Source organism: Curtobacterium sp. PhB170, assembly GCF_003752345.1.
Taxonomy (GTDB): domain Bacteria; phylum Actinomycetota; class Actinomycetes; order Actinomycetales; family Microbacteriaceae; genus Curtobacterium.
In genome coordinates, this window is the sequence record NZ_RJUM01000008.1 from 120,855 (window position 1) to 138,107 (window position 17,253).

The following is a 17,253-nucleotide window of genomic DNA, read 5'->3' on the forward strand; positions in this document are numbered from 1 at the left end:
GCGCCTGGGTGTTCGCTCCCGACTGTGGACGCCCGGTGGCGGCGAGGTGGAGTGTGGTCGCACGTGAGAGCGCCGGAGCTCATCGGCTCCGGCAACCGTCCGAGAGGAGCTGCCATGACGTCGACCAACGCGACGAGCGAACTGCACCGGATCCTGGGAGAGCGACTGGAGGGCGGCGGCACCTGGGCCTGGGCCTACGCCGATGTCTCCGGCAACGTCGAGGATCCCCGACGACAGGCGGCGCTGAAGCTCCGCGGTGTCGAGGAGGGGCTCCGGGCACAGGGTGCGTCCGACGAGGTCGTCGACGCCGTCGCCACCGAGTTCGAGCAGGAGCCCGGCGTCCCCTCGCCCGTCACCCGGTACGTGCTCGTGCACGACGGCGAGGTCGTGCTGAGCGAGGTCCTGCCCGGGCCGCTGCACGGATCGGAGTCCGTCGGCGTCGGAGCCGTACCGGACCTGGTGCCGCTCGTCGCCCACCGTCCCGTCGACCTGCCGTTCCTGGTGGTCCACGCCGGCAAGGAGGGCGGGGCTTTCCGCGCCTACCGCCTCGGGCACGCCCCGGTCGCGGCCGACGCGTCCGAGCAGCAGGTGGCTGGACGGAACGACACCCTGCACTACGCCAAGGCCGGCACCGGGTGGAAGCAGCCGCACTGGCAGCAGCACACCGAGGAGATCTGGAAGCAGAACTCGTCGGAGACCGCTGCCGCCGTCGACGAGGCCGTGCGGACGATCCGCCCCGGACTCGTCGTCGTCGCCGGTGACGTCACCGCGCGCGAGCTGCTGGTGAAGGCGCTGTCGTCGGAGACCCGCGCGCTCGTGTCGGTGTTCCCGGGCGACCCACGTGCCGACGCCGGTTCCAAGCAGGCCTTCGTCGAGCACGTCGAGACCGCACTCGCCCGCGTCGTCGCCACCCGCCGTCACGACCTCGAGGACTCGCTCCGCACGCACGTCGGCCGTGGCGACAACCAGGTCGTCACCGGCCTCGGACCCGTCGTCGAGGCGCTGCAGCAGGCCCAGGGCGCGACCGTCGCGCTCGACGCCGTGGCCATCGGCGACCGGACGCTGCTCGCACTCGCCGGGGCGCCGTGGGTCGCTACCGCACCGGAGCAGGCCGCGGGGACGCCGGTCATCGGGGCGGTGCCGGCGGTGTGCGCGATGGTGCGGGCCGCGGTGCTGACCGACGCCGAGCTCGTGCTCGTCAACGCCGCGTCGCTGCCCGGTGGCGCTCCCGCCGCCGCGCTGCTCCGCTGGCCCGTGGGTCCGGTCGTCCCCGCCTAGCGAGCGCGCCGTCCTGCGCGAGCGTCCTGCGTGAGCCCCGAGGTTCCGAAATCTCGGCATCTCGGGGCTCGCGCCGCGGTGCTCTGGAACCTCGGCGAACCGCGTGCGGCAAGTCGTGGAACCTCGGCAGCCCCACACCGCGCGGGTCAGTCAAGGTTCGCTGGAACCTCGACGAACCGCGTGCGGCAAGTCGTGGAACCTCGGCAGCCCCACACCGCGCGGTCAGTCACGGGACTCGGCGCCCCCACGCCGCGCGGGTCAGTCGTGCGACCGGTCCGCTCGCGGGACCAGCGGCAGAGCCAGCAGCGGCAGCACGGCCACGATCCCGAACGACGCCGCGAACCCGAGCGCCGTCACCAACGCGCCGATGCCCGGGCCGACGGCGCTCGCCGCGATGAACTGCCCGGTGTTCTGCGTCCCGAGGGCGCGACCGGACCAGAACGGCCCGGCCGCCTCGGCGACCGACGTGTAGGCCAGCCCGTTGTCCGCCACGGTGACGCTCGTCGCGATGACCAGGAACACGGCGCCGGCGGCCAGGTGCGTGACGTCGACGAGCGCGAGCAGCCCCATCACGACGGCGGCGCTCACGACGACGATCCGCAGCGGCCCGACGCGTGAGCCGGCCCGGTCGCTCCAGACCCCGACCAGGATCCGCCCGATCGCCCCGACGAACTGCGACGCCCCGACGAGCAGCCCTGCCGCGGCCGTCGACCAGCCCAGTCCGACGAGCCACACCAGCCCGTAGGTCGACAGGGTGAACTGCGGCACCACGAGCAGGATCGACACCGCGTGGATCCGCCAGAGGAACCCGCTCGCCCGGTACGGGTTCGCCGTCGCGTCGGCTGGTGCCGTGTGCCGGGCCGGCCGCGGTGGGTTCTGGATGCCGACGGCGCAGAGCACCGCGAGCACGGCGCAGAGGACGATCGGCAGGACGAGGGCCGCGCGGATCCCGGACCCCTCGGCGAGCTGCGGGACCGTGACCGCCGCGAGCGTGACCCCGAGCGGCTGCGACATCTGCCGGATGCCCATGGCGAGCCCGCGCCGTTCCTTCGGGAACCACCCGACGACGACCCGGCCGCTCGCGGCGTTCGTCGACGCGCTCGTCATGCCGCCCAGCAGGAACGCCAGCCCGAGCAGCACCGGGTCTCCCGCGGCGAGCCAGGCCCCGACCACCGTGAGCGTCGTCAACACCAGTCCGCCGGCGATCACGATCCGTTCGCCGATCCGGTCGGTGATCGCGCCCCAGGCGATGAGCGTCAGGACCATGCCGAACGTCGGCGCGGCGGCGAGGACGCCCGCCATGGTCAGCGACGTACCGTTCGCGTGCAGGTACGGGATGAGCAGAGCGGGAGCCGTCACCACGAGGGTTCCGGCGGCCTGCGCGGCGACCCCGAGCGCGAGCATCGTCCACGCTCGGCGGCCGATCGTGGTGGGCGTCGGGGGTGCGGCGGTCACGCTCATCGTGGTGGCTCGCATCGTTTCAAATCGGAAGCAATTGGTATACCACAACGGTATACCATTCCGACGGTGTCCCCGCTAGAGTTGTTGGCCGTGACCGACACGATCGATGCAACCCCGGTGTCGCAGACGGCCCAGCTCTACGACAACCTGCGTGCCGCGATCCTGACGCTCGACATCGCGCCGGGTGAGCGCATCTCGGAGCGCGGACTCGAAGCGCGGTTCCACGCCTCACGCACCCCCGTCCGTGCCGCATTGTCGCGGCTCGAGCGCGAGGGCCTCATCCTGCACGAGGGTCGCTCGTGGACGGTCACCCCGATCGACCTCGACGAGATCGCCTCGCTCGCCGAGCTCCGCGGCGTGCTCGAACCCGCCGCCACCCGACTCGCGGTCGAGCGGGCGAGCGCCGAACAGCTCGCCGAGGTCCGCGGGCACCTCGACGCACTGCGCCCGACACCCGACCAGCAGGCCGGCATCCGGATGGGCTCGACGTTCCACCTCGACCTGGCGGCGCTCGGCGGCAACCGGTTCATCACCGACGCGATCGCCGATGCCCTGACCCGTCTCGAGCGCACCCGGTGGATCGAGGTGCGCACGCCCGAGGCCCGCGACGCCGCGTGGGACGAGCACAGCGCCATCATCGACGCCGTGCGCGACGGTGACGCCGACCGTGCGGCCGGGCTCGTCGCAGCGCACGTCGCCGGCACGAACGACCGGTTGCTCGGTTGGATCGCACAGGAGCGCCGCCGACTGCGCGGCGCGGGCATGACGATCGTCGGGGCGACCGAGCGATGACGCGAACCGCGTGACCTGACGGAGCATGAACCGCGTGACCTGACGGAGCACGAACCGCGTGACCTGACGGAGCACGAACCGCGGGGCCTGGCGGGACGCACCGCGCGTGACCCGGTCCGCCGTGGCGCGAGCAGCGCCCCGGACGCGACCGCCCCGGAGACGCGACCCGACAGCTGCTGCCGGTCCGCGCCTCCTGGCGGTCGCCCGGTCGACGACGGACGTGACCCGCTACGGGCGGTCCGCGCGCTCCTCCGTCGCGTCGAGCTGGTCGAACGTCGAACCGCCGCCGTCGGTGCGCTCGAGCAGCGCGTCGCGCACCTCGGCCTCGTCGTGGCTCGCGCGGTTCGCCAGCTTGCTTCCGGATCGTGTCGCCTGTGACATGTCGGTGTCCTTCCCCTGCGTGTGGGCATCGTGGTGTGCGCGGGCATCCTGCCCGCCGGTGCGCTTCCTCACGGGACGTACTGAGGTCGTGACAGTGTCGCGCGGTCGCTCCGGCCGCCGCAAGGGCTTTCGTCACATGTGGAGAAGTGCCGTCACGGACCGTGCCTAGGATGGTGCGGCCGCGCCGCCCCGGTGCGCACCAGCGGACGTCGGACGGGAGGCACGGCTTGGCTGCACCACGTACCGCACCTCCCACGGTCTACGACGTGGCCAGTGCCGCGAACGTCTCGATCGCGACCGTCTCGCGCGTGCTCCGCACGCCGGACGCCGTCCGCGAGGGCACCCGCGACCGCGTCCAAGCGGCGATCCGCAGCCTCGGCTACGTGCCCTCCGGCAACGCCCGAGCCCTCGCCGGCAAGCGCACCGGCGTCGTCGGACTGTTGCTGCCCGGGTTCGACGTGGTGCCCGACGAACGGCCGGACCTGGTCACCGACGGGGGCGTCCGCGTGGTCGACGACCGCCGCCACGTGACCCAGCCGTTCTCCTCGAACCTGTACTTCGACGAGGTCCTGCGCGGCGCCGAGACCGAGGCCTGGCAGCGCGGACTCGCGCTCATGGTCGCCGCCGGTCGGGGGTCCTCGCGCGACGTGATCGTCAACGACGTCGCCGGCCGGGTGGACGGCCTCGCCGTGCTCGCGCAGACCGTGCCGGACGACCTGCTCGAGCACGTCGCCCGTCGGATCCCGGTCGTGGTGCTCGCCGACGACCGGCGGTCGCACGGGTTCGACTCCGTGAGCGTGGACAACAGCGCCGGCATGCGGACGCTCGCATCGCACGTGATCGGGCGGCTCGGCATCCGGTCGCTCGCGTACGTCGCGGGCCCGATCGACTCGCCGGACGACATGGAGCGCTCGACGGGCTTCCGGTCGGCGTTGGCAGACCACGGGGTGCCGGCGTCGTCGGTCCGGGTGGTGCACGGCGACTTCGGCCGGGCGCGAGCGCGGGAGCTGGCGGCGACGCTGCTGGCGGACGAGGTGCCCCGGGCCATCGTGTGCTCGAACGACCAGTCGGCGCTCGGCGTGCTCGACGCCGCCACGGCCCGGGGCCTGCGCGTGCCCGAGGACGTCGTCGTCACCGGCTTCGACGGCATCGACGCCGGGCGCTTCTCGTCGCCGCGGCTCACCACCGTGCACCAGCCGATGGGGGAGCTCGGGCGTGCGGCGGTGCGGGCGATCGTCGACCGGCTGGACCACCGCGAGGGACCGCCGCGCGCCGTCCGGCTACCGGTCGAGGTGCTGCTGCGCGAGAGCTGCCCGCCGGCGCTGTGACGTGCGGCGCCGCGAGCGGCGCGGCGCATGGCGCGGCGAGCGGCGCGGCGCATGGCGCGGCGCATGGCGCGGCGCGTGGCGCGGCGAGCGGCGCGGCGAGCGGCGCGGCGGTGCGTCCGCACCGTGCGGCTTTGCTCATCCCGTGCGACGTTGACCGCCCGGTGCGGGCCTGTAACCGCGCACGGAGCGGGCAGCCTCGCGCCCGGCGACGGAACGCGCACCGTGCGCTCCGACCCTCGCTCCGCCCCTCGCTCCGACCCTCGCTCCGCCCCTCGCTCCGCCCCCCGCTCCGACCCTCGCTGCTACCGCCCGCCACGACGTACCACCCCCGCACGGAACCCCGGTGTTGCGCGACGCGATGTAAGCGCATACATTGACCCAGTACCGATTCGACACGGAGGTCGACCGAGCAATGACGCTTCCCCCACAGCGCACGCGCGGCAAGCGCGACCCCGGGACCCGCGCTCCCGGAACGCGCCCCGGCAGCACCCGACGACGCGGACGCCTCGTCGCGGCGATCGCCGGGCTCGCGGCCGTGGCCCTCATGGCCACCGGCTGCAGCATCCAGGTCCGGTCCGAACCCGATCCCACGATCGGCAAGGACACGATGCTCATCAACGCGGACCACGGCAACCCGCTGTTCGACCGCAACTTCAACCCGTACATCGCGAACGCCCGCACGGCCTCCAAGTGGATGTACGAGCCGCTCATCGAGATCAACCCCCTCGACGGCAAGGGCACCCCGTGGCTCGCCAGCAAGTGGAGCCAGCCGGACGCCAGCACGATCGACATGACGATCCGCCAGGGCGTCGAGTGGTCCGACGGCTCCCCGTTCTCGGCGAAGGACGTCGTCTTCACGTTCGACCTGCTGAAGAAGTTCCCGGCGATGGACGTCAAGGGCGCCTGGCAGCACATCAAGAGCATCGAGGTGGACGGCGACCACGTCGTCTTCCACCTCAAGAGCGACGACGTGCCGAGCCTGAACATCATCGGCGCGACGTACATCCTCGGTGAGCAGCACTGGGGCGGCGTGAAGGACCCCACGACGTTCCGCGACCCGAACCCGGTCGGCACCGGCCCGTTCGTGCTCGGCAACTACACCGACCAGCAGTACTCGATGGACAAGAACCCGACCTACTGGCAGGCCGACAAGATCGCCATCAAGCACCTCATCCTGCCGGCGACGAACACGCAGCTCGACACCGTCACCCGGGGCTACGACTGGGCGTACTCGTTCATCTCGGACGTCAAGGGCACCTGGGGTGCCGCGTCGAAGACGAACCAGTGGTGGTTCCCGGCCGGTGGCGTGATCGGCCTCATCCCGAACCTGACGAAGGCCCCGTACAACGACGTCAACGTCCGCAAGGGCATCTCGCTCGCGCTGAACCGTGACGACATCGCCGAGACCGCGTCCGAGGGCAATCTGGCGGCAGCGGGCCAGACCGGCCTGATCCTGCCGAACCAGGAGAAGTACCTCAACCCGGACATCCCGGACAAGGGCATGATCACGCAGGACGTCGACGCTGCGAAGGCCGCGTTCGCGAAGTCCGGCTGGACCGAGCAGGGCGGGAAGATCATGAAGGACGGCAAGCAGCTGTCCATCACCATCATGACCGCGAACGGCTACTCGGACTGGCTCCGTGCCGCGCAGGAGGTCCGCCGCGACCTGACGGCCATCGGCGTGAAGGTGACGATCCAGGCACCGCAGCCCGCCGGCTACCAGCAGAACATCAACAACGGCACGTTCGACATGGCGATGGGCGGCATGGGCAACGGTGACGTCTACCAGGCGTTCAACTCCCTGCTCAGCAGCGACTTCTACCAGCCGGTCGGCAAGTCGACGGTGAACAACTACGAGCGCTACAAGAACGCCGACACCCAGAAGCTCCTCGACGAGTACAAGGCGACGACGGACACCGCGAAGCAGCAGGAGATCCTGAACCAGCTGCAGGAGATCGTGTACGACGAGCTGCCCGTGATCGGCATGTACTACGGCGGGCTCTGGGGGCTGTTCAACACCGGCAAGTTCGTCGGTTGGCCCAGCGCCGAGGACCCGTACATGGCCCCGCAGAACTACGACTCCGCACCGCTGCTCATCTTCTCGAAGCTCCGGCTCCGGGACAGCGCAGCCGGCCAGGAGATCCTGAAGCAGCAAGAGGACCAGAAGTGAAGTACATCCTCCAGAAACTCGTCCTCTTCGTCCTGACCCTCTGGGCCGCGGTCACGCTGAACTTCGTGCTCCCGCGCCTCATGCCGGGCAGCCCGTCGGACGCCGCGCTGGCGAAGCTCAGCCAGAACGGCCCCGTCACCGAAGCCACCAAGAAGGCCATCGAGGCCCAGCTCGGCGTCCCCACGGGCAACCTGTGGGACCAGTACGTCAACTACCTGCACCAGGTCGTCACGCTCGACTTCGGGGTGAGCTACACGTTCTACCCGCAGCCGGTCGGCGATCTCGTGTCGAAGGCCCTGCCGTACACGCTCATCCTGGTCGGCGTCGTGACGATCCTCGCGTTCGTCCTCGGCACCCTGATCGGCGTCGCGGCGGCGTGGAAGCGCGGTACCTGGCTGGACTCGCTCCCGACGCTGTCGGGGTCGTTCATGTCGACGTTCCCGTACTTCTGGACCGCCCTGCTCCTGCTGTTCTTCCTCGGCTACGTGCTGCACTGGTTCCCGACCACGGGCGCCTACTCGGCGACCACCACCCCGGGGCTCAACGGAGCGTTCGCGGCCGATGCCCTGCAGCACGCGGTGCTGCCAGCGGTGACGATCCTGGTGACGAGCCTCGGCGGCTGGATCATCGGCATGCGCAACGCGATGATCAACACGCTCGGTGACGACTACGTGACCTTCGCCGAGGCGAACGGTCTGCGTGGCCGCACCGTGGCCGTCCGGTACGCGGCTCGGAACGCGATCCTGCCGAACCTGACCGGCTTCGGTCTGGCACTCGGTGGCGTGGTCGGCGGTTCGGTGCTGGTCGAGCAGGTCTTCGGTTACCCGGGCATCGGCTACCTGCTGTTCAACGCCGTCATCGGGCAGGACTACCCGCTGATGCAGGCCCTCTTCCTGATGATCACCGTGTCGGTGCTCATCGCCAACTTCATCGTGGACGTCATGTACGGCGTCCTGGACCCGAGGACGCGCCGATGACCAACAACGCCACTGTCGCTGTACGGACCCAGGACACCGACGAACAACAGGCTCCTTCCAAGTGGAAGAGCATCGCCCGCCAGTTCGGCGTCGTCTGGTCGAACTCGAAGGCCCGGATCGGCATCATCATCCTCGCGGTCTTCGTGTTGGTCGCGATCTTCGCGCCGCTCCTGGCCCCGTACGGTGCCAGCCAGAACGGCTTCGCCCGGTCCGCCGACGCGACCGCCGACCACTGGATGGGCACCACCGCCGCCGGCGAGGACGTCCTGTCCCAGATCATCTACGGCGCACGGATCTCCGTGATGGTGGGTGCCGTCGCCGGCATCCTGTCGACGCTCGTCGCCGTCGCGATCGGCCTCAGCTGGGGCTACGTCCGCGGGTGGATCGGCGAGGTCATCGGCTTCATCGTGAACCTGTTCCTGGTCATCCCGGGCCTGCCCCTGATGATCGTCATCGCGGCGTACCTGCAGAACGGCGGCATCGCGGTCATCATCGCGGTGATCGTGGTCACCGGCTGGGCCTGGGGCGCACGCGTCCTGCGCAGCCAGACGCAGTCCCTGCGCGGTCGCGACTTCGTGACGGCCGCGCAGTTCTCCGGCGACGGTGCGACCCGCATCGTGTTCCGCGAGATCCTGCCGAACATGACCTCGCTCATCGTCGGCTCGTTCTTCGGAGCGGCCACGAGCGCGATCCTGGCCGAGGCGGGCCTCGAGTTCCTCGGGCTCGGCGACTCGTCGATCGTCAGCTGGGGCACGATCCTCTACTGGGCGCAGAACTCCAACGCGCTGCTCACCGGCCAGTGGATCCTGCTCTTCGCCCCCGGCCTCTGCATCGCGCTGCTCGCGATGAGCCTCACCCTGATCAACTTCGGCGTCGACGCCGTGTCCAACCCGCGGCTGCGCGAAGGCGCGCGCCCGAAGCGCAAGGAGGCGACCGCATGAGCGGCTCGCGTACGACGCAACCAGCAGACGGCCTGGAGGCGCGGGACGGCGCCGCCACGGGCCTCCCGTCCGACGGTGGTGACGCCCAGGGCGTCCTGCTGGACGTCCGCGACCTGTCGGTCGTGTACGAATCAGCCGGCCAGATGGCCGTGCAGGCGGTCGACCACGTGTCGTTCAGCTTGCGGAAGGGCGAGTTCGTCGGCCTGGTGGGCGAGTCCGGTTCGGGCAAGTCGACGCTCGGCTACGCGCTGACGCGTCTGCAGAAGCCGCCGGCGCGGACGAACGGCGGCAGCATCGTCTTCAACGGTCACGACATCCGTGACCTCGACGAGGAAGCGCTCCGGCAGCAGCGCCAGGGCGGCTTCGCGATGGTGCTGCAGTCCGGCATGAACGCGCTCAACCCGGTGCGCACCGTGCGGAACCACTTCATCGACATCTTCAAGGCGCACGGCCACGTGTCGCGCGACCGCTGGGACGCCCGGATGAAGGAGCTCATCGAGAAGGTGAAGCTACCGACGTCGATGCTCGCCCGGTTCCCGGGGGAGCTCTCCGGCGGCATGCGACAGCGTGTCTCGATCGCCCTGGCCCTGTCGCTCGAACCGCAGCTCATGGTGTTCGACGAGCCGACCACGGCACTCGACGTGCTCGTCCAGCACGCCGTCATGGACACGATCATCGAGCTGCAGCAGGCCGAGGGCTTCACGGCGATCCTGATCAGCCACGACCTCGGCATCGTGCTCGAGGCCACCGAGCGGGTGCTCGTCATGCACGAGGGCCGCATCGTCGAGGACGGCGGCTCGAAGGAGCTCCTGCGCAACCCGCAGGACGAGTACACGCAGATGCTCTTGTCGCACTACGCCGACCCGCGGGCCGAGATCGTGTCCCTGCCCGGGTTCCCGGACCGGTCGCAGCGCGCGACGTCCGGAGAGAAGCGGCAGGAGGCCACGTCGTCGTTCAGCACCGTCGGGTCGCGTGAGCGGTCGGCGGCGAAGAACCCGATCGTCGTCTCGAACATCGTGAAGACCTACCCGGCACCGCGCCGTGGCGAGCAGCCCGTGCAGGCGGTGCGCGACGTGTCGTTCACCCTCGAGCCGGGGCAGTCGCTCGCCCTGGTCGGCCAGTCCGGTTCGGGCAAGTCGACCATCGCGAAGCTCCTGACCGGGGTCGAGAAGCCGACGACCGGCACCGTCCGGTTCGGTGACCTCGACGTCGCGCGCCTGGGCAAGCGCGGCCTGCGGGACCTCCGGTCCGAGGTGCAGATGGTGTTCCAGGACCCGTACGCGGCGCTCAACCCGCTGCACACCGTGGAGTACACGCTGTCCCGCCCGATCGCGAACTACACGGACCTGAAGGGGCAGGACGCCCGACGCCGCGTGCTCGAGCTCCTCGAGACCGTGGGCCTGACCCCGGTCGAGCAGTTCGCGCAGAAGCTCCCGCACCAGCTGTCCGGTGGGCAGCGGCAGCGCGTCGTCATCGCCCGCGCGCTCGCGTCCGACCCGCAGGTGATCATCGCCGACGAGCCGGTCTCGATGCTCGACGTGACGTTGCGCGCCGGCGTGCTCGCCCTGCTCGAGGACCTGCGCGAACAGTGGGGCGTCTCGCTCCTCTACATCACGCACGACCTGCTCAGCGCGCGGCTCATCACCGACGACATCATGGTGCTCCACGAGGGTGCCGTGGTCGAGCGGGGACGCACGGCCGAGGTGCTGCAGAACCCGCAGGACCCGTACACGATCGCCCTGCTCGACGCCGTGCCGAACCCCCGTCGCGCTCTGGCGGAGGGCCGGCTGTGACGACGCTGCACGACTTCCCGGCGGTGCCGGCGTTCGGCCACCTGCCGACGCCGGACGGTGTCGACGTCGTCGGGATCGACCTGCCGATCGGCCGCCTCACGGCCTACCGGATCGTGCCGTCCGGGGTGTCGAAGGGTGTCGTGCTCATCGTCCCCGGGTACACCGGCTCGAAGGAGGACTGGCGCACGTTCCTGCCGCTCCTCCGCGACGCCGGGTGGTCGGCGGTGGCGATCAGCCGCCGTGGACAGGCCGACTCGGTCTCGCCCGACGACCGCACGGCGTACACGCTCGAGCAGGAGGCCGCCGACGTCGTCCGCGTCGCCGGACTGCTCGACGACGGCGCTCCGGTCCACCTCATCGGTCACTCGCTCGGCGGCGTGATCGTCCGCGCCGCAGCGATCGCCTCGCCGACGTCGTTCCGCGACGTGACGATGTTCTGCTCCGGCCCGCACGGCTGGTCGTACCGCAAGGCAGCAGAGAAGACGATCGTCGCCGACACGTGCTCCAACCGCGCGCTGTTCGACGCGCAGAACCCGCTCTGGGCAGGCCGCCCCGACGCCGAGCTGCCCGACGACGCCCGGATGGTCCGCGAGCGCTTCGACCACACGAGCGTCCTCAGCGTGCTCGGTGGCGCGGCGATCCTCGAGGACCGTGCCGACACCACCGAGGAACTCCGCGCGACCGGACTGCCGGTGCTCGTCGCGCACGGCGTCTGGGACGGCGCCTGGCCGATCCCGTGGCAGGCGGACATGGCCTCGCGTCTCGGTGCGTCGTACGAGGTGATCGCCGAGAGCTACCACGGCCCCCAGATCGAGAACCCGCTCGGGACCGTCGCCGTCTTCGATGCGTTCATGAACGCCCACTGAAAGGACCCCGTCATCAGCACGCTCGACTTCCCGAAGGGCTTCCTCTGGGGCGCCGCCACCGCCGCGCACCAGATCGAGGGCAACAACGTCAACTCGAACTGGTGGGTGCACGAGCACGAGCCGGACACCACCATCGTCGAGCCGTCCGGCGACGCCGCGGACAGCTACCACCGCTACCGCGAGGACATCCGGATCGCCGCCGAGCTCGGCCTGAACTCGTACCGGTTCAGCATCGAGTGGGCGCGCATCGAGCCGGAGCGCGGGTTCGTCAGCCGTGCCGAGGTCGACCACTACCGGCGCATGGTCGACGCCTGCCACGAGTTCGGCATCGAGCCGATCGTCACGCTCATGCACTTCACGGTGCCCCGCTGGTTCGAACGCGACGGCTTCTGGCGCGCACCCGACGCGGCCGACCTGTTCGCCCGCTACACCGAAGCCGCGCTCCCGGTGGTGTCCGACGGTGTCCGGTACGTCTGCACGATCAACGAGCCGAACATCGCGGCGATGCTCGCCGGCGGCGAGGACGCGTCGAACCTGGTGGCCTACGGCCTGCCGAACCCGGACCTGGGCGTGGCCGACGCCCTGCTCGAGTCACACAAGCGTTCGCGGGAGGTGCTCTCCCAGGTGGGTGGCATCCAGAGCGGCTGGACCGTCGCGACGCAGGCGTTCAAGTCCACCGGTGAGCCCGGCGCGGACGAGATGCTCCGCGAGTACGGGTACCCGCGCGACGACTGGTACCTCGAGAACGCCGCTGGCGACGACTTCCTCGGCGTGCAGGCGTACACCCGGACCTTCATCGGCGCTTCCGGTCCGTTGCCCGTGGCGGACGACGTCGAGACGACCCTGACCGGCTGGGAGTTCTACCCCGAGGCCTCGGCCGACGGGCTGCGCAGCGCGTGGGAGCTGTCCGGCGGTGTCCCGCTGATGATCACCGAGAACGGCATCGCCACCGCGGACGACACCCGTCGCCAGGCCTACACGCAGGGTGCCCTCGAGGGGATCCACCGCTGCATCGAGGACGGCATCGAGGTACTCGGGTACCAGCACTGGTCGCTCCTGGACAACTACGAGTGGGCGTCCGGCTTCCGTCCGACCTTCGGCCTGGTGTCGTGGGACCCGGAGACCTTCGAGCGCACGCCGAAGGACTCGGCCCGCTGGTACGGCGGGGTGGCCCAGGCGAACGCCATCGAGACGGCGGAGTAGCCCGCCGGATCGATCAGCTCCCTGAGTAGTAGTGCGCCAACTGCTCCGCGACCGCTCGGTCGCGGAGCAGTTCTGCGCGAGCGGTGGCGGTCGAGCCCTCGTCGTCCTCGGCGTTCACGTCGACGTCGAGCGCGAGCACGGACCGCACCGTGTCCGGGTCGCCGGAGTCGACCGCGGCGATCAGCAGGGACGCGCCCCGTGAGCCGAGCGCCCTGGTGTCCGCACCCGCCGCGGCGAGCGACCGCACGATCGCACCGTGGCCACCCCACGCGGCGCGGACGATCGGGGTGTTGCCGTCGGTGTCCCGGGCCTCCAGGTCGGCGCCCGCAGCCACGAGCACGTCGATCGCCCGACGTGCGTCGCGGTCGATCGCCAGCGTCAGCGGCGTCCGCCCCTCGGTGTCGGTGAGCTGCAGCGACGCGCCGCGGCGGAGGAGCTCCTCGAGCATCTCGGGCCGGTCGAACCACGCGGCGGCGTGCAGCGGGGCGAAGCCCCAGCGCGGGTCGACGTCGTCGACGTCACTCGCGTCGTCGGCCAGGTGCAGTCCGCCCAGGTCGCCGTACGCGGCGGCGCGCACCACCTCGGTGGCGTACTCGACCCAGCCGTCCGGCACCGGGCCGTTCCAACCGCGCGCCGGCCGCGCGTCGAGCTCCGTGTAGACGGACTCGGGGACGCTGCGGATCGCGACCCGGACGCCCCGGAAACGGATCGCGACCTCGCCGAGCGGCGAGACGAGCAGGCGGAGTTCCCACTGGTCGAGCTCGTGCAGGTACTCCAGCTCGCCACGCACGACGTGGGCATCCCCGGCGAGCAGCGCCGCGGGGTCGATGCTCGGCGGGTCGACCACCGCATCGCGGAGTCGGAGCGTGACCCTGGCGTGGTTCCACCGGCGCCAGAGGCCGTCCGGGGTGTCGAGGACCTCGTCGTTGCGGACGATGACCTCGGTGTGCACGACGACGGGGTCGGGGACACCGTGCCCGGGCAGGTCGACCGTCGTCCCGGTGTCGTCGTCATCGTCGTCGTCGGGGTGTGCGAGGTCCGGGTGCTCGACGTCCCAGCGCGCGATGCGGGAGTCCGTCCACTTGACGGTCAGGAGTGCGGCGACGGCCGGGGGAGCGTCCTCGAGCACGCGGGCGACGTGTTCCCGCTGCCCGTCGAAGTCCTCGAGGGAGACGTAGCCCACGGACGGCCAGTTCACTCGACTCCATCGCACGGGTCGACACTACCCCGCTCGGTTAGCATGGCTCCTGTCGTGAATATGAAATGTTTCCAGATCGCCCCGGGATGCGTGCACACTCGCCGCATGACACCACCGCGAACGAAGCGCCTCCGGAGCCCTCGGGCTCCCCGGTGCACCACGGGCAGCAGTCGTCGACGCGTCGGGCGGATGCTGGCGCTCCTCACGGCGATCGGAGCGACCGCCGGTGCCGAATCCGTGATGCACCGCACGGCCCACGCTGACACGGCCGCCGTCCCCACGGTCCGCGCGACCACGAGCAACGGGCTGTTCACGCACAACCGTGACGTCCGCTTCGCGGCGGCGGGCATCGCGCCGGGCACCGCGTGGCGCGTCACGGACACCAACGGCGCCGTCGTCGTCCGTGGTGCGGTCCTTGCCGGCACGCCGACCGCATCGGTGGACGTGTGGGCCCGGCTCGAGCTCGGCCCCGGGCTGTACCGACTGACGGTCGACAGCTCGCCGGCGGCGACCACCCGCTTCGTCGTCACGACGGAACGCGCCGAGCGTGATCCGTCGTTCGGGCTCGCGGTGGGCGGGAACCCCGGCCCCGTGGCCGAAGCGCTCCCCACCCTCGACGCGCTCGGTGCGGGGAGCTACCGGCAGGACCTGCAGTGGACCGCCGTCGAGAAACAACCGGGGACCTTCGACTTCGGTCCCACGGACGCCCGCGTCGACGCGCTGGTCGCCGAGCGGTCGATGCACCCGCTCTTCGTGCTCGACTACGGGCACCCCGCGTACACGGCGTCGGCGATGTCGCCGCCGGACGTGTCCGACCCGGTGCAGGCAGCGGCGTGGACCCGGTACGTCGACGCTGCCGTCCGGCACATGCGGGCGCGGTACCCGGAGGCCGACCGCTCGTTCGAGGTCTGGAACGAGTGGAAGAACAACCACGGCGCGTTGCCGTCGGACCCGGCGTCGTACATCGCCCTCGGTGAGCTCACCGCCCGGACGATCCGGGTCGCGGACCCCGACGCACGGATCGTCGGCCCGACCGAGAACGCGGTGTCCGACTCCGAACGTGCGTGGCTGGCGGAGTGGCTCGATCTCGGTGGTGCCGACCACGTCGACGCCGTCAGCATCCACCCGTACAACGAGCCCTGGGCGCCGGAGCACTGCGTCGCGACGAACCCCTGCATCGAGGACGCGCTGCGGTGGTTGCGGGCCGAGGTCGACGCCCACCCACGCGCCGACGGCACGACCTTGCCGATCTGGATCAGCGAGGTCGGCTGGCCGACTGCCGGTGCCGCCGGCGTACCGACGGGTGACCAGGCTGCCTTCGTGGTGCGTACACAGGTGCTCGCAGCGCAGTACGGGGTGGAACGCGTCTTCACCTTCGAGATGTCGGCACCGGACCGGGTACAGGGAGACGGCACGTACCGGGCCTTCGGTCTCACCGAACGTCCGTCCCTCGGGTACGAGCCGAAGCCGGCAGCGGCCGCGTACGCCACCATGCAGCGGACCCTCGCGGGGATGCACTACGCCGCGGACCTCCGGACCGGGGACGTCCGCCAGGTCCGGTTCGACTCGGCCGACGGCCGTCGGCACGTGCGGGTCGTCTGGCAGACCGCAGACCGGTTCGCCACCCGGTCCGTGCAGGTGGCGCTCCCGGGCGGCGGCACCTTGACAGAGGCGTACGGTGCCAGCCGTTCCGTGACGGGTGCCAACGGCCGCCTGTCGATGAGCGCGACGTGGATGCCGCGTTTCGTGTCGTGGCACGACTGAACGAAGCGCCGCTCGCCACGCGCGCGGTGGTGCGGTCGAGCGGTCGGCGGTCGACGGATCTCAAACTCCACCGTGCGCCGGGGCTCGACGGCCTCCGGGGGCTCGCCGTCCTGCTCGTCGTCGGGTCGCACACGGCAGAGTCCGTCCTGCCGCTGGGCGGTGTCGTCGGCGTGACCACCTTCTTCGTGCTGTCCGGGTTCCTCATCACGAGGATCCTGCTCACCGAGGTGGCCTCGTCGGGCCGCATTCGCTGGCGCGCCTTCGTGCTCCGACGTGTCCGGCGTCTGGTGCCCGCCTACGCGGTCGTCCTCGTGGTCACACCGCTGCTCCTGCTGCTCGCGCGGGACCCGTCCCTGGCGCAACACTGGCGTCCGCTGGTGTTCGCCGGCACGCACACCGCTGACTTCGCCCGAGCAGTCGGCGTCGACATGGGTGTCCTCGCCCACACCTGGTCGCTCTCGGTCGAGGAGCAGTTCTACCTGGTCTGGCCACCGCTGGTGATGCTGCTCGTTGCCATCGCCCGCCGACGACGGGCCGTGGCGGTGGGGGCCTTCGTCGGTCTGTTGGTCGTCGCCCTCCTGTGGCGGGGCGTCGCGAACGTCACGATGCCGTACGACTGGGTCGCGTACTCCCTGGACACCTCGGTGTACGCGCTCCTGCTCGGGTGTGCCGTCGCCGTTGCGGAGCGCGCCCGAGCGGGCGAGTCGTTCGGCCCTCGAACCGCGGGCGCCGTCGGGTGGTGCGCCGTCCTCCTCCTGGTGCTCGGGTCGGTGGTGACCCTCCTGCCGTGGGGTGCAGGCGTCCCGGGGCTCCCGCGCTGGATCGAGACCGGGGCCGCAGTGCTGGCAGCAGCGGCGATCTTGCCGATCGTGCGGGGCGCCGTCCTGCCGCTTCGTGCTCGGGCGCTCCGCTGGTTCGGGACGATCTCCTACGGCCTCTACCTCTGGCACTTCGTCCTGCTGTCCGTCCGGCTCGACGGTCACGAGACGCAGGGACCCGTCCGCGCCGTGATCGCCGTCCTCGCCATCGGCGTCGCTGCCGTGTCGTGGTACGCGCTCGAGCGGCCGATCCTGCGGGCCGGGCCGAGCCGGAGCTGACCGG

14 protein-coding genes are annotated in these 17,253 nt (G+C 71.0%); 11 read left to right on the plus strand and 3 right to left on the minus strand.

Features of this window, described 5'->3' with window-relative positions; translation table 11 throughout:
- Positions 1–114 precede the first annotated feature (114 nt).
- Complete coding sequence (locus EDF40_RS01165) at positions 115–1,278, plus strand: hypothetical protein (RefSeq protein ID WP_123340016.1); 1,164 nt, start codon at positions 115–117, stop codon at positions 1,276–1,278.
- A 258-nt stretch (positions 1,279–1,536) separates the two neighbouring features.
- On the opposite strand, the gene EDF40_RS01170 is transcribed toward EDF40_RS01165, so the two are convergent.
- Positions 1,537–2,739, minus strand: a complete 1,203-nt coding sequence (locus EDF40_RS01170; protein ID WP_123340017.1) for an MFS transporter — start codon at positions 2,737–2,739, stop codon at positions 1,537–1,539.
- Between the two features lie 90 nt (positions 2,740–2,829).
- Between EDF40_RS01170 and EDF40_RS01175 the strand changes: the two genes are divergently transcribed.
- Positions 2,830–3,531, plus strand: coding sequence for a GntR family transcriptional regulator (locus EDF40_RS01175; protein WP_260213081.1), 702 nt, complete (start codon positions 2,830–2,832; stop codon positions 3,529–3,531).
- 228 nt (positions 3,532–3,759) lie between these two features.
- Here the strand turns inward: EDF40_RS01175 and EDF40_RS19075 are convergent, their stop codons facing one another.
- Positions 3,760–3,912, minus strand: coding sequence for a hypothetical protein (locus EDF40_RS19075; RefSeq protein ID WP_159570996.1), 153 nt, complete (start codon positions 3,910–3,912; stop codon positions 3,760–3,762).
- A gap of 266 nt (positions 3,913–4,178) precedes the next feature.
- Here EDF40_RS19075 and EDF40_RS01185 point away from each other — a divergent pair, with 266 nt between their 5' ends.
- The 7 genes from EDF40_RS01185 to EDF40_RS01215 all read left to right on the plus strand — a co-directional run bounded on the left by EDF40_RS01185 (position 4,179) and on the right by EDF40_RS01215 (position 13,190).
- Positions 4,179–5,240 carry a LacI family DNA-binding transcriptional regulator gene (locus tag EDF40_RS01185; protein WP_258373274.1) on the plus strand — a complete coding sequence of 354 codons (1,062 nt, stop codon included), beginning with the start codon at positions 4,179–4,181 and terminating at the stop codon, positions 5,238–5,240.
- A 412-nt stretch (positions 5,241–5,652) separates the two neighbouring features.
- Positions 5,653–7,410, plus strand: coding sequence for an ABC transporter substrate-binding protein (locus tag EDF40_RS01190; RefSeq protein WP_228505606.1), 1,758 nt, complete (start codon positions 5,653–5,655; stop codon positions 7,408–7,410).
- Positions 7,407–8,387: an ABC transporter permease gene (locus tag EDF40_RS01195; protein WP_111085432.1), complete on the plus strand. Its 981-nt coding sequence runs from the start codon at positions 7,407–7,409 to the stop codon at positions 8,385–8,387. Before EDF40_RS01190 ends, EDF40_RS01195 begins: the two co-directional genes overlap by 4 nt.
- On the plus strand, positions 8,384–9,328 hold the full coding sequence (locus EDF40_RS01200) for an ABC transporter permease (protein ID WP_123293511.1): 945 nt from the start codon (positions 8,384–8,386) through the stop codon (positions 9,326–9,328). Before EDF40_RS01195 ends, EDF40_RS01200 begins: the two co-directional genes overlap by 4 nt.
- The gene (locus EDF40_RS01205) at positions 9,325–11,121 is read left to right on the plus strand and encodes an ABC transporter ATP-binding protein (RefSeq protein ID WP_123340019.1); all 1,797 of its coding nucleotides are present in this window, start codon (positions 9,325–9,327) and stop codon (positions 11,119–11,121) included. Before EDF40_RS01200 ends, EDF40_RS01205 begins: the two co-directional genes overlap by 4 nt.
- On the plus strand, positions 11,118–11,987 hold the full coding sequence (locus EDF40_RS01210) for an alpha/beta fold hydrolase (protein ID WP_123340020.1): 870 nt from the start codon (positions 11,118–11,120) through the stop codon (positions 11,985–11,987). The genes EDF40_RS01205 and EDF40_RS01210 overlap by 4 nt, the downstream gene beginning before the upstream one ends.
- Before the next feature lie 12 nt (positions 11,988–11,999).
- Complete coding sequence (locus EDF40_RS01215) at positions 12,000–13,190, plus strand: glycoside hydrolase family 1 protein (RefSeq protein ID WP_123340021.1); 1,191 nt, start codon at positions 12,000–12,002, stop codon at positions 13,188–13,190.
- Positions 13,191–13,203: 13 nt separating this feature from the next.
- Here EDF40_RS01215 and EDF40_RS01220 read toward each other — a convergent pair whose 3' ends face one another.
- Positions 13,204–14,403 carry an ankyrin repeat domain-containing protein gene (locus EDF40_RS01220; RefSeq protein WP_185002625.1) on the minus strand — a complete coding sequence of 400 codons (1,200 nt, stop codon included), beginning with the start codon at positions 14,401–14,403 and terminating at the stop codon, positions 13,204–13,206.
- A gap of 174 nt (positions 14,404–14,577) precedes the next feature.
- Between EDF40_RS01220 and EDF40_RS01230 the strand changes: the two genes are divergently transcribed.
- Positions 14,578–16,152 carry a GH39 family glycosyl hydrolase gene (locus EDF40_RS01230; protein WP_185002628.1) on the plus strand — a complete coding sequence of 525 codons (1,575 nt, stop codon included), beginning with the start codon at positions 14,578–14,580 and terminating at the stop codon, positions 16,150–16,152.
- The gene (locus tag EDF40_RS01235) at positions 16,140–17,249 is read left to right on the plus strand and encodes an acyltransferase (RefSeq protein ID WP_185002631.1); all 1,110 of its coding nucleotides are present in this window, start codon (positions 16,140–16,142) and stop codon (positions 17,247–17,249) included. Before EDF40_RS01230 ends, EDF40_RS01235 begins: the two co-directional genes overlap by 13 nt.
- Positions 17,250–17,253: the final 4 nt, after the last annotated feature.

What these genes read in the sequence shown, in the direction of transcription:
- EDF40_RS01230 (WP_185002628.1), top strand. Translation starts at nt 14,578, where the DNA reads ATGCTGGCGCTCCTCACGGCGATCGGAGCGACCGCCGGTGCCGAATCC.
- EDF40_RS19075 (WP_159570996.1), bottom strand. Translation starts at nt 3,912, where the DNA reads ATGTCACAGGCGACACGATCCGGAAGCAAGCTGGCGAACCGCGCGAGC.
- EDF40_RS01200 (WP_123293511.1), top strand. Translation starts at nt 8,384, where the DNA reads ATGACCAACAACGCCACTGTCGCTGTACGGACCCAGGACACCGACGAA.
- EDF40_RS01170 (WP_123340017.1), bottom strand. Translation starts at nt 2,739, where the DNA reads ATGAGCGTGACCGCCGCACCCCCGACGCCCACCACGATCGGCCGCCGA.
- EDF40_RS01190 (WP_228505606.1), top strand. Translation starts at nt 5,653, where the DNA reads ATGACGCTTCCCCCACAGCGCACGCGCGGCAAGCGCGACCCCGGGACC.
- EDF40_RS01165 (WP_123340016.1), top strand. Translation starts at nt 115, where the DNA reads ATGACGTCGACCAACGCGACGAGCGAACTGCACCGGATCCTGGGAGAG.
- EDF40_RS01205 (WP_123340019.1), top strand. Translation starts at nt 9,325, where the DNA reads ATGAGCGGCTCGCGTACGACGCAACCAGCAGACGGCCTGGAGGCGCGG.